The following is an 11,907-nucleotide window of genomic DNA, read 5'->3' as shown; positions in this document are numbered from 1 at the left end:
CAGGGCACCCGGCGACGGCACGAGCGCCCGCCACGCGTCAGATCGGGACCAGGCGGCCCTCTTCCAGACGCAGCACGCGGTCCATCTGCCGCGCCAGGTTCAGATCATGGGTCACCACCAGGAAGGCGGTCTGCGACGAGGTGCTCAGCTCGCGCATCAAGTCCTGGATGCCCTGGGCGGTGTGCTGGTCGAGGTTGCCGGTGGGCTCGTCGAGCATCACCAGGCCGGGCCGGTTGACCAGCGCCCGGGCAATCGCCACGCGCTGGCGCTCGCCACCAGACAGCTCGGCCGGCTTGTGGCTGAGGCGATGACCGAGGCCGACGCGCTTGAGCAGCGCCTCGGCGCGCTCGCGGGCTTCCGGGATCGGCGTGCGACCGATCAGCAGCGGCATGCACACGTTCTCCAGGGCGGTGAACTCCGGCAGCAGGTGGTGGAACTGGTAGACGAAGCCCAGCGCGCGGTTGCGCAACAGGCCGCGGGCGCGCTCGCCGAGCGCCGACAGCTCCTCGCCGGCCAGCCATACGCTGCCCTCGCTCGGGGTGTCGAGGCCGCCCAGCAGGTTGAGCAAGGTACTCTTGCCCGAACCCGAGCTGCCGACGATGGCCACACGCTCGCCGGCGAACAGTTCCAGTTGCAGGTTGGAAAGCACCTGCACCTTCTCCGGGCCTTCCTCATAGGACTTGCCCAGGCTGCGGCAACTCAATACGGCTTTATCACTCATGCCCAACTCACTCATAACGTAGCGCCTCCGCAGGCTGGGTGCGTGCCGCACGCCAGGCCGGATACAGGGTGGCGAGGAAACTCAGGACCAGCGCCGCGCCGCAGACCATCCACACGTCCTCGGCCATGATCCGGGACGGCAGGTAGTCGATGAAGTAGACGTCGGCGTTGAGGAACTTGTGGCCGATCAGGCGCTCCAGACCGGCGATGGCGGCGCTGACATTGAGCGCGGCAAGAATGCCCACCGCAGCGCCGATGGCGGTGCCAACCACCCCGATCACCGTGCCCTGGACCATGAAGATGCGCATGATCTGGCCCGGCGTCGAACCGAGGGTACGCAGGATGGCGATGTCGCCGCGCTTGTCGTTGACCACCATGACCAGGGTGGAAATGATGTTGAACGCCGCCACCGCGACGATCAGCAGCAGGAGCAGGCCGATCATCGCCTTCTCCATGCGGATCGCCTGGTACAGGTTGCCGTAGCTGCGGGTCCAGTCGCGGGCGTAGTACTCGTGCTCGCCCAGCTGGCGCGCGATGTTGTAGGCGTTGCGCGGGGCCTGGAACAGATCGTCGAACTTCAGGCGCAGGCCCTGGACCTGGTCGGCCTTCCAGCGATGCAGGCGGGACAGGTCGGAAAGGTTGGTCAAGCCGAGGTAGCCGTCGATCTCACCGGCGCCGACGTGGAAAGTGCCGACCACGGTGAAGCGCTTCATGCGCGGGAACATCCCGGCCGGGGTCACGGTGACCTCGGGGGCGACGAAGGTCAGCTTGTCGCCGATGCCCACGCCCAGCTTGGCCGCGGCCTTGTCGCCGATGAGGATGCCGAAGCTCCCCGGCGCCAGGTCTTCCAGGCGGCCCTGCCGGATGAAGTCGCCGATGATCGAAACCTTGCGCTCCTGCGCCGGGTCAATACCGTTGAGCAGGACCTTCTGTACCTTGCCGTCATGGGTCAGCAGGCCTTGCATCTGGGTGAAGGGTGCGACATCCAGCACCGAGGGATTCTGCTTTACTTTGTCGGCAAGGGCCGGCCAGTCGTTCAGCGGCTGCCCGGTCTCCAGGGTGGCATGAGGGACCATGCCGAGGACGCGGGTCCGCATCTCGTGGTCGAAGCCGTTCATGACCGAGAGCACCACGATCATCACCACCACGCCCAGGGCGAGGCCGATCATCGAGGTCAGGGAAATGAACGAGACGAAGTGGTTGCGGCGCTTGGCACGGGTGTAGCGCGTGCCGATGAAGACGAAAAGAGGTCTGAACATGTCGGGGCTTGTTCGGATGAAAGAGGAACGTCCTTGTGGCGGGGGCAGGACAGCGGATTTACACTCAGACCACCGCCGTAACCATGGGTTCGCCATGTCGACATTAGATGAAGAAGATCGCCGCGAATACTATCGTATCGAGGACCGGATCGCACTGGAAATTAGCCCGCTGAGCGCGGCGGATGCCCTTGGCCCGGACTTGTTGCAAGATGATTCGCCGCTCTTCAACCTGCTCAGCGAACTGCACCTGAGCGAGTTCGAATCGCAGCATCTGCTGCGCCAGCTGAGCGAGAAGGATCGCACCCTGGCCGCCTTCCTCAAGGCCCAGAACAAACGCATCGACCTGCTCAGCGCGGTGCTCGCGCAAACCCTCATCGGACAGATCGGCGCGCCGCAGGCGGTGACCCTGTCCGAGGGCGGTGTCGAGTTCAAGCACCCCGCAGCCTTCGACCCCGGCGCCCGCGTGGCATTGAAGATGGTCCTGATGCCACGCGCCTCCGGCCTGCTGCTGCGCGCCCGGATCACCCACTGCGACAAGCTGGCCGACGGCCAATACGACATCGGCACCGAGTTCATCGATATCAGCGATGCCCAGCGCCAGCTGCTGGCCCGCTACATCCTGCAACGCCAGCAACAGCAACGCCGCCAGGCCCTGGAACAGAACGACCCGCCAGCTTCCTGAGTTTCAGTTCTCAGCCTTACTTGAAGGAACAAACGTGACGCAGATTTACGGCCATCGTGGCGCCAAGGGCGAAGCCCCGGAAAATACCCTGACCAGCTTCCTGCAATGCCTGAAACATGGCGTGCGACGCTGTGAACTCGACCTGCACCTGTCCGCCGACAACGAGCTGATGGTGATCCATGATCCGAGCCTGAAGCGCACCACCGGCCGCCGCGGCAAGGTGGTGGAGCACACGGCGGCGGAGCTGGTGACCTACGACGCGCGCAACGGTGGCCCGGGCTGGGTGCAGCCCTGCCCCATCCCGCGTCTTGAAGAGCTGTTCGAGAAATGCCCGTTCGAGCACTGGCAACTGGAGGTCAAGAGCGCCTCGCGTACCCGCGCCGCAACCACGGTGCTGGCGATCCGTGAAATGGCCCAGCGCTTCGGCCTGCTGGACAAGGTGACCATCACCTCCAGCTCGCGGGAAGTGCTCGGCGCGGCCCAGGAGCTGGTGCCGGACGTTTCGCGAGGACTGGTGGCGGAATACACCTGGCTCGACCCGCTGAAGGTCGCGCAGAACTACGGCTGCGAATTGCTCGCGCTGAACTGGACGCACTGCAGCCCCGAGCGCCTGGCCAAGGCCCAGCGCCTGGGGCTGCATGTGTCGGTGTGGACGGTCAACGAACCGGCGCTGATGCGCCGGCTCGCCGACTTCGGCGTGGACAGCCTGATTACAGACTTTCCCGGTTTGGCCACTGCCACCCTCGAGAATCGCTGAAATCGATCTCCCCGGCCGGCTCAGGCCACCGGCCGGAGCCGCTCAAAAAAGCCGGTTGAGGCCGTCGTAGGCGGCTACCCGATAGGCTTCGGCCATGGTCGGGTAGTTGAAGGTGGTGTTGACGAAGTACTTCAGGGTATTGCGCTCACCCGGCTGGTCCATGATGGCCTGGCCGATGTGGACGATCTCCGACGCCTGGTAGCCGAAGCAATGCACGCCGAGGATTTCCAGGGTCTCGCGATGGAACAGGATCTTCAGCATGCCTTGCGGCTCGCCGGCGATCTGCGCCCGCGCCATGCTCTTGAAGAAGGCCTTGCCCACTTCGTAGGGCACCTTGGCCTGGGTCAGCTCCTGCTCGTTCTTGCCGATCGAGCTGATCTCCGGAATGGTGTAGATCCCGGTCGGCACGTCGTTGACGAAGCGCCAACTGCCGTTGTCGACGATGCTGCCGGCGGCCGAGCGACCCTGGTCGTGGGCGGCGCTGGCCAGGCTCGGCCAGCCGATCACGTCACCGGCGCCGTAGATGTTCGGCACCTGGGTGCGGTAGGCCTCGTCGACCTCGATCTGGCCACGGCTGTTGACCTTGATGCCGATGTTCTCCAGGCCCAGCTTGTCGGTGTTGCCGGTCCGGCCGTTGCACCACAGCAAGGCGTCGGCCTTGATCTTCTTGCCCGACTTCAGGTGCAGGATCACCCCGTTGTCCAGGCCTTCGACGCGCTCGTACTCTTCGTTGTGGCGCACGGTGATGTTGTTGTTGCTGAAGTGGTAGCTCAGGGCCTGGGAGATTTCCGAGTCGAGGAAGCTCAGCAGTTGCCCGCGGTTGTCCACCAGCTCCACCAGCACGCCGAGACCGCTGAAGATCGACGCGTATTCGCAACCGATCACCCCGGCACCGTAGACGATCAGCTTGCGCGGGGTATGACCCAGGCTGAGGATGGTGTCGCTGTCGTAGATGCGCGGGTGGTGGAAATCGATATCGGCCGGACGGTACGGACGCGAACCGGTGGCGATGATGATGTGCTTGGCCACCAGCTTCTCGACCACGCCGTTGGCGCAGACCACTTCGACGGTCTGCTCGTCGGCGAAGCTGCCGGTGCCGACGAACACGTCGACGCGGTTGCGGGCGTAGTAGCCGGTGCGCGAGGCGACCTGCTTGGAGATGACCTTCTCGGCGCTCTTCAGTACATCGGGGAAGGAGAACCAGCGCGGCTCGCCGATGGCCCGGAACATCGGGTTGGTGTTGAACTGCATGATCTGGCGGACCGAGTGACGCAGGGCCTTGGACGGGATGGTGCCCAGATGGGTGCAGTTGCCGCCAACCTGCCGACGGCTATCGACCATCGCCACCTTGCGTCCTGCTTTGGCGGCGTTCATTGCCGCTCCTTCTCCTGCTGGGCCGGAACCCAGCACCACTACGTCGTAGTTGTAGACAGCCATGCGTACTCCTTCAGAACAGGCCCGGGCACCACGCCGGCGACCGGGGCATCATGGCGCACGGTAGACGCCATGAAAAAATTCGGGTGCAGTCTAATCAAGCTTGAACGGCGCGCACATTAACCCTTGGTCGCGTCGTAGGCTATTTTTCTCTGCACTACATGCAAGACATTCATTCTTCGTTTTTACCTGCGCCAGTACCGACGATCCGTTCGAACGCCGGGGTCACACGGGCGATAAAACCGCTATCGGCACGCATGACGAAAACCGCAGGCAGATTCTGCGCCACCGCGAACTCCCAGCCCTGCTCCGGCCCGAGGACCAGCAACAGGGTGGAATAACCGTCGGCCACCAGCGCCGAGGCATCGAACACCGTCACCGCCGCCAGCGAATGGGCTATCGGCCGGCCGAGGCGGGCATCGAAGGTGTGGGAAAAGCGCTGGCCATTTTCCTCGAAATAGTTGCGGTAGTCACCCGACGTCGACACGCCGAGGCCATCGACGCTGACGATCTGCTCGGCGATCTGGCGATCTTCCCGGGGCAGCTCCAGGGCCACGCGCCAGGGAGTGCCGTCGGGCTTGCGGCCAAGCGTCTTGAGTTCGCCGGTGATCTCCACCAACTGGTTGTGGATGCCCAAGGCACTTAGCCGGGCGCTGACCAGGTCGACGGCATGGCCGGCAACGAGGCTGTCGAAGTCCAGTTCCAGGGCAACATCCTTGCACAGCAGGTCGCCATCGATGCGCAGGTGCCCCTGGCCCACGCGCTGGCGGACCTCGACCAGGCGTTGCGGGTCGGGAACCTTCTGTTCGCGGGACTGCGGACCGAAGCCCCAGAGGTTCATCAGAGGTTCGACGCTCAGATCGAAGGCGCCGCCGCTTTCGCGCCACAGGGTTTCACCGAAGCGGACCAGCTTGAGTACGTCTTCCGGCATGGCCTGGCAACTGCCGGCGGGCAGCTGGTTGAAGGTGCTGACCAGAGAATCGCCGCGGTAGGTGGAGAAATGCTGGTCGAGGGTGGCGAGGATGGTTTCGATCTCCTGCTTTACCTGGACGGCATCAGGGCCGTTGGCGGGCGGGACGTATTGCACGGTGTAGGTGCTGCCCATGGTGGGGCCGCTGACGCGCTCGACCGGGTCCGGCTTGCTGCAGCCAACCAGGGCCAGGGCGCAGAGGATACTCAGGACTGCCTTCAAACTGCTCCTCCTTTAGCGCTCTTCAGGGCCTCATCGCTGGCAAGCCAGCTCCCACAGAAATCGCGTGCACCGCTGAGCCTGTGGGAACTGGCTTGTCGGATCGCCGCACCGCAGCGATGAGGCCCGAAAGAACAAAGCAAAACTCAAAAAAAACGGGAACCCGAAGGTTCCCGTTCTTTTCAACACACCAGCAAGCTTAGCGTGGGAACGCAGGCGGGTTCACACCAGCCATTTCTTCCATCACGCGCACGACCTGGCAGCTGTAACCGAACTCGTTGTCGTACCAGACGTACAGAACAACACGGTTGTCGTTGCAGATGGTGGCTTCGGCGTCGACCACACCGGCGTGGCGCGAACCGACGAAGTCGGTCGATACCACTTCCTGGCTGCTCACGTAGTCGATCTGCTTGTGCAGCTCGGAATGCATGGCGGTCTGGCGCAGGTACTCGTTCAGCTCTTCGCGAGTAGTGGCCTTTTCCAGGTTCAGGTTGAGGATCGCCATGGAGACGTTCGGCGTCGGAACGCGGATGGCGTTGCCGGTCAGCTTGCCCTTCAGCACTGGCAGTGCCTTGGCGGCTGCGGTGGCGGCGCCGGTCTCGGTGATGACCATGTTCAGCGGCGCGGCGCGACCGCGACGGCTGCCCTTGTGGAAGTTGTCGATCAGGTTCTGGTCGTTGGTGAACGAGTGAACGGTCTCGACGTGGCCGTTGGCGATGCCGTACTGGTCATTCAGCGCCTTCAGCACCGGCACGATGGCGTTGGTGGTGCAGGAGGCGGCGGAGATGATCTTGTCGTCGGCAGTGATGTCGCCGTGGTTGATGCCGTGCACGATGTTCTTCAGCGCGCCCTTGCCAGGTGCGGTGAGGATCACGCGGGCAGCGCCCGGGCAGGCCAGGTGCTGACCCAGGCCGTCGGCATCACGCCATACGCCGGTGTTGTCGACGACCAGTGCGTTCTGGATACCGTACTGGGTGTAGTCGACTTCACTCGGGCTCTTGGCGTAGATCACCTGGATCAGGTTGCCATTGGCGGTGATGGTGTTGTTGGCTTCGTCGATGGTGATGGTGCCATCGAACGGGCCGTGAACCGAGTCACGGCGCAGCAGGCTGGCGCGCTTGACCAGGTCATTCTCGGCGCCCTTGCGCACGACGATGGCGCGCAGGCGCAGGCCGTCGCCGCCACCGGTCTTCTCGATCAGGATGCGTGCCAGCAGGCGGCCGATGCGGCCGAAGCCGTACAGGACGACATCGGTACCCTTGCGCGCGGAAGCGTTCTGCTGACCGACCACTTCGGCCAGTTCTTCACGAACGAACTGCTCGGCAGTACGGCCGTTGCCTTCCAGCTTGAACTTGTTGGCCAGCTTGCCCAGGTCGACCGAGGCGGCGCCCAGTTTCAGCTCGCTCATGGCCTTGAGCAGGGGGAATGTCTCGTGGACGGACAGTTCGGTTTCGTCGGTCTGGCGATGGCGGGCAAAGCGGTGGGCTTTGAGGATCGAGATCACCGAACGGTTGATCAGGCTGCGGCCATAGATCGAGCTCACCACGTTGTTATTGCGGTAGAGCTGACCGATAAGCGGGATCATCGCTTCTGCAAGTGCTTCACGATCGATCCACTCACCAAGACACTGGTCGGGCTTCTGAGTCACGGGAACCTTCCACATGTAGGGACAGAAAAAAGGGGCTACATTATGACGCCGCGTCACGCTTCGAGCAATGAGCGCCTGTCGCCCCCGCCCCATCGCGGCAATTTGCCCGCCACAAGCCTTACGGCACGGGCCCCGGCCCGGTACAATCGATCTCTTTGTCGCAACGCTTGGAGCTCGACCTCCCGTGCCTGTTCTGCGTCTACCGCACCTGCCGGCCACTGCCGGCAAACAAACCTGGGGCAACCTGCCCGGCGCCGCCCTGAGCCTGGCCATCGCCGAGGCCGCCAGCGCCGCCAAACGCTTCACCCTGCTGCTCACCGCCGACAGCCAGAGCGCCGACCGGCTGGAACAGGAGCTGCGCTTCTTCGCGCCGGAGCTGGCAGTGCTGCCGTTCCCGGACTGGGAAACCCTGCCCTACGACCTGTTCTCGCCGCACCAGGACATTATCTCGCAGCGGATCGCCAGCCTGTACCGCCTGCCGGAACTGGACCACGGCATCCTCGTGGTACCGATCACCACCGCCCTGCACCGCCTGGCGCCCACCAGTTTCCTGCTGGGCAGCAGCCTGGTCCTCGACGTCGGCCAGAAGCTCGATGTCGAGCAGATGCGCACGCGCCTGGAAGCCAGCGGCTACCGCTGCGTCGACACGGTCTACGAACACGGCGAGTTCGCCGTGCGCGGCGCGCTGATCGACCTGTTCCCCATGGGCAGCAAGCTGCCCTACCGCATCGATCTGTTCGATGACGAGATCGAGACGCTACGCACCTTCGACCCGGAAACCCAGCGCTCCATCGACAAGGTCGACTCGGTGCGCCTGCTGCCGGCGCGGGAATTCCCCCTGCAGAAGGAGGCGGTGACCCGCTTCAAGGCACGCTTCCGCGAGCGTTTCGACGTCGATTTCCGCCGCAGCCCGATCTTCCAGGACCTCACCAGCGGCATCATCCCCGCGGGCATCGAGTACTACCTGCCGCTGTTCTTCGAGGACACCTCGACCCTCTTCGACTACCTGCCGCAGGACACCCAGGTGTTCTCCCTGCCGGGCGTTGAGCAGGCCGCCGAGCACTTCTGGAACGATGTGCGCGGACGTTTCGAAGAGCGCCGCATCGACCCGAACCGGCCGCTGCTGCCGCCAGCCGAGCTGTTCCTGCCGGTGGAAGACTGCTTCGCCCGCCTCAAGGGCTGGCCACGCATCGTGGTCAGCAGCGACGACCTCGACGCAGGCGTCGGCCGCGAGCGCTTCCCGGCGCAGAAGCTGCCGAACCTGGCGATCGAGGCCAAGGCCAGCCAGCCGCTGGCGGCCCTCTCCGCATTCCTCGACCAGTTCCCCGGCCGCGTGCTGTTCACCGCCGAATCGGCGGGCCGCCGCGAAGTCCTCCTGGAACTGCTGGAGCGCTTGAAGCTGCGCCCCCAGACGGTTGAAAGCTGGCTCGACTTCGTCACCGGCAAGGACCGCCTGGCGATCACCATCGCCCCGCTGGACGATGGCCTGGTGCTGGAAGACCCGACCCTGGCCCTGGTCGCCGAAAGCCCGCTGTTCGGCCAGCGGGTGATGCAGCGCCGGCGCCGTGAAAAACGCAGCGACGCCAGTAACGACGCAGTCATCAAGAACCTTACCGAACTGCGCGAAGGCGCCCCGGTGGTGCACATCGACCACGGCGTCGGTCGCTACCTGGGCCTGGCGACCCTGGAAATCGACAACCAGGCCGCCGAGTTCCTCACCCTCGAATACGCCGAGGGCGCCAAGCTCTACGTGCCGGTGGCCAACCTGCACCTGATCGCCCGCTACACCGGCAGCGACGACGCCCTGGCTCCGTTGCACCGGCTCGGCTCCGAGGCCTGGCAGAAGGCCAAGCGCAAGGCCGCCGAGCAGGTCCGCGACGTCGCCGCCGAGTTGCTGGACATCTACGCCCGCCGCGCCGCGCGCAAGGGCTACGCCTTCGCCGACCCGGCCGCCGACTACGCCGCCTTCAGCGCCGGCTTCCCGTTCGAGGAAACCCCGGACCAGCAGAACGCCATCGAAGCGGTGCGCGAGGACATGCTCGCGGCCAAGCCGATGGACCGCCTGGTCTGCGGCGACGTCGGCTTCGGCAAGACCGAGGTGGCCATGCGCGCCGCCTTCATCGCCGTGCACAGCGGTCGCCAGGTGGCGATCCTGGTGCCCACCACCCTGCTCGCCCAGCAGCACTACAACAGCTTCCGCGACCGCTTCGCCGACTGGCCGGTGAGCGTGGAGGTGATGAGCCGCTTCAAGTCGGCCAAGGAAGTCAGCACGGCCATGGCGGACCTGGCCGAGGGCAAGATCGACATCGTCATCGGCACCCACAAGCTTTTGCAGGACGACGTAAAGTTCAAGGACCTGGGCCTGGTCATCATCGACGAGGAGCACCGTTTCGGCGTGCGCCAGAAGGAGCAGCTCAAGGCCCTGCGCAGCGAGGTGGACATCCTCACCCTGACCGCCACGCCGATCCCGCGCACCTTGAACATGGCGGTTTCGGGCATGCGCGACCTGTCGATCATCGCCACCCCGCCGGCGCGACGCCTGTCGGTGCGCACCTTCGTCATGGAGCAGAACAAGAGCACCATCAAGGAAGCATTGCTGCGCGAGCTGCTGCGCGGCGGCCAGGTCTACTACCTGCACAACGACGTGAAGAGCATCGAGAAGTGCGCCGCCGACCTCGCCGAACTGGTACCCGAGGCGCGTATCGGCATCGGCCACGGGCAGATGCGCGAGCGCGAGCTGGAACAGGTGATGAGCGACTTCTACCACAAGCGCTTCAACGTGCTGATCGCCTCGACCATCATCGAGACCGGCATCGACGTGCCGAGCGCGAACACCATCATCATCGAGCGCGCCGACAAGTTCGGCCTGGCCCAGTTGCACCAGTTGCGCGGCCGGGTCGGACGCAGCCACCACCAGGCCTACGCCTACCTGCTGACGCCGCCGCGCCAGCAGATCACCGCCGATGCCGAGAAGCGCCTGGAGGCCATCGCCAATACCCAGGACCTCGGCGCCGGCTTCGTCCTCGCCACCAACGACCTGGAGATCCGCGGTGCCGGCGAACTGCTCGGCGAAGGCCAGAGCGGACAGATCCAGGCGGTGGGTTTCACCCTGTACATGGAAATGCTGGAGCGCGCGGTCAAGGCCATCCGCAAGGGTACCCAGCCGAACCTCGACCAGCCGCTGGGCGGTGGCCCGGAGATCAACCTGCGCCTGCCGGCGCTGATCCCCGAGGACTACCTGCCGGACGTGCATGCGCGGCTGATCCTGTACAAGCGCATTGCCTCGGCCGTGGACGAGGATGGCCTCAACGACCTGCAGGTGGAGATGATCGACCGCTTCGGCCTGCTGCCCGAGCCGACCAAGAACCTGATCCGCCTGACCCTGCTCAAGCTGCAGGCGGAGAAACTCGGGATCAAGAAGGTCGACGCCGGCCCGCAAGGCGGCAAGATCGAGTTCGAAAGCGAAACGCCGGTCGATCCGCTGGTACTGATCAAGCTGATCCAGGGCCAGCCCAAGCGCTACAAGTTCGAAGGCGCCACCCAATTCAGGTTCATGGTGCCCATGGAGCGCGCCGATGAACGTTTCTCGACCCTGGAAGCGCTGTTCGAGCGCCTGACACCGAAATCCGCTTAAGGAAGACCCATGCGTGCCATTCGCAACCTGACCCTGCTGCTGGCGCTGATCGCGCCGGCGGCCTTCGCCGACAGCCAGTACCTGGTGGAAATGATCCTGGTGCGGCAGAACGCGGTGCCGGCCATCACCAGCCAGTTCGCCCCGGAGAACTGGAGCGATGGCGCCGCGCCCATCGCCCAGTACGACGTGCACAAGCCCATCCTGGATAGCGAGGTCGAACGCTTGAACACCAACAGCCAGTACACTGTGCTGCTGCACAAGGCCTGGCAGCAGAGCGTCGGCAGCGGCGTGTCGAAGGTCGCTATCAGCGACGGCCAGGAACAGTTCGGGCATTTCCCCATCGAGGGCAACCTGAGCCTGAGCGAAGCACGCTTCATCAATGTCGAGGCCAGTTTCTGGGTCAACCAGTTCGACGGCAATGGCGCGGTGGTGCAGAGCGAGCAGTTCCGACAGGGCAACAGCAACGTGAAGAATGCCGAGCTGACCTACCTGGATGGCGGACACCTGGCGCTGCTGCTGAAGATTCGCAAGGCTGGAGCGTCGGCGAGCACCGCGCCTGATCCTGCGCTGATGGAGCAGTAAGG

9 protein-coding genes are annotated in these 11,907 nt (G+C 64.7%); 4 read left to right on the top strand and 5 right to left on the bottom strand.

Going from position 1 to position 11,907, the window contains the following annotated elements:
* Positions 1–37: 37 nt before the first annotated feature.
* Both lolD and V0R59_RS17345 read right to left on the bottom strand, forming a co-directional pair.
* Positions 38–721: a lipoprotein-releasing ABC transporter ATP-binding protein LolD gene (gene lolD, locus V0R59_RS17350; protein ID WP_330074638.1), complete on the bottom strand. Its 684-nt coding sequence runs from the start codon at positions 719–721 to the stop codon at positions 38–40.
* 7 nt (positions 722–728) lie between these two features.
* Positions 729–1,979: a lipoprotein-releasing ABC transporter permease subunit gene (locus V0R59_RS17345; protein WP_330074637.1), complete on the bottom strand. Its 1,251-nt coding sequence runs from the start codon at positions 1,977–1,979 to the stop codon at positions 729–731.
* 94 nt (positions 1,980–2,073) lie between these two features.
* Here V0R59_RS17345 and V0R59_RS17340 point away from each other — a divergent pair, with 94 nt between their 5' ends.
* Together V0R59_RS17340 and V0R59_RS17335 are read left to right on the top strand one after the other, a co-directional pair.
* Positions 2,074–2,661, top strand: coding sequence for a PilZ domain-containing protein (locus tag V0R59_RS17340; protein ID WP_330074636.1), 588 nt, complete (start codon positions 2,074–2,076; stop codon positions 2,659–2,661).
* A gap of 34 nt (positions 2,662–2,695) precedes the next feature.
* Positions 2,696–3,418: a glycerophosphodiester phosphodiesterase gene (locus tag V0R59_RS17335; protein WP_330074635.1), complete on the top strand. Its 723-nt coding sequence runs from the start codon at positions 2,696–2,698 to the stop codon at positions 3,416–3,418.
* Between the two features lie 42 nt (positions 3,419–3,460).
* Here the strand turns inward: V0R59_RS17335 and sthA are convergent, their stop codons facing one another.
* The 3 genes from sthA to V0R59_RS17320 form a co-directional block, all read right to left on the bottom strand.
* Complete coding sequence (sthA, locus tag V0R59_RS17330) at positions 3,461–4,855, bottom strand: Si-specific NAD(P)(+) transhydrogenase (RefSeq protein WP_330074634.1); 1,395 nt, start codon at positions 4,853–4,855, stop codon at positions 3,461–3,463.
* Between the two features lie 169 nt (positions 4,856–5,024).
* The gene (locus V0R59_RS17325) at positions 5,025–6,044 is read right to left on the bottom strand and encodes an FAD:protein FMN transferase (protein ID WP_330074633.1); all 1,020 of its coding nucleotides are present in this window, start codon (positions 6,042–6,044) and stop codon (positions 5,025–5,027) included.
* 196 nt (positions 6,045–6,240) lie between these two features.
* A complete protein-coding gene (locus V0R59_RS17320; RefSeq protein WP_330074632.1) occupies positions 6,241–7,704 on the bottom strand; it encodes a glyceraldehyde-3-phosphate dehydrogenase in 1,464 nt (487 codons plus the stop codon).
* A gap of 169 nt (positions 7,705–7,873) precedes the next feature.
* Between V0R59_RS17320 and mfd the strand changes: the two genes are divergently transcribed.
* Together mfd and V0R59_RS17310 are read left to right on the top strand one after the other, a co-directional pair.
* Entirely contained in the window at positions 7,874–11,323 is a 3,450-nt protein-coding gene (gene mfd, locus V0R59_RS17315; RefSeq protein ID WP_330074631.1) for a transcription-repair coupling factor, read from the top strand.
* Positions 11,324–11,332: 9 nt separating this feature from the next.
* Positions 11,333–11,905: a CsiV family protein gene (locus V0R59_RS17310; RefSeq protein WP_330074630.1), complete on the top strand. Its 573-nt coding sequence runs from the start codon at positions 11,333–11,335 to the stop codon at positions 11,903–11,905.
* Positions 11,906–11,907 lie beyond the last annotated feature (2 nt).

The sequence above is a fragment of the Pseudomonas ulcerans genome, from assembly GCF_036324125.1.
Classification (GTDB): Bacteria; Pseudomonadota; Gammaproteobacteria; order Pseudomonadales; family Pseudomonadaceae; genus Aquipseudomonas; species Aquipseudomonas ulcerans.
The sequence above is the reverse complement of the archived record's forward strand: the minus strand, read 5'-3'. Positions and strand labels throughout refer to the sequence as shown.